Annotated in this window: 1 protein-coding gene; it reads right to left on the bottom strand. The window is 58.7% G+C overall.

What is annotated here, in order from left to right; translation table 11 throughout:
* A partial coding sequence (locus tag ORL50_RS28845) for an immunoglobulin-like domain-containing protein (protein ID WP_266020114.1) occupies positions 1–305 on the bottom strand: 305 nt, incomplete at both ends.

The raw sequence follows: 305 nt of genomic DNA, 5'->3' as shown, positions 1-305 counted from the left end.
TCAGGGTCAGTTTTTCGTAGGTGCCAGCGCCTTCGACCGTTTCCAGCTTGTTCACGATGGTCGGTTGTCCGCCCACTGCGATGTCGTCAGCAGCCGTGATGGTCGCTTGGCCGGTGACGCTGTTGGCCGGGACTTTGATCAACGTACCGTCGGTGAGCTTGAAAGTCAGCTCAGGATGGTTGGTCAATGGCAGACCGGTGCTGGTGGTCAGGGTCACGGTGTAAGTCACCGAACCGCCTTCAGCCACGGTGGTTTTATCCGCCGTCAGGGTCGCAAACACTTCACTGGTGGTGTCGCCAATGGTC

Source organism: Pseudomonas sp. RIT-562 (assembly GCF_026241895.1).
GTDB classification, from domain to species: domain Bacteria; phylum Pseudomonadota; class Gammaproteobacteria; order Pseudomonadales; family Pseudomonadaceae; genus Aquipseudomonas; species Aquipseudomonas mandelii_F.
This window is presented reverse-complemented; position numbering and strand designations above follow the sequence as displayed.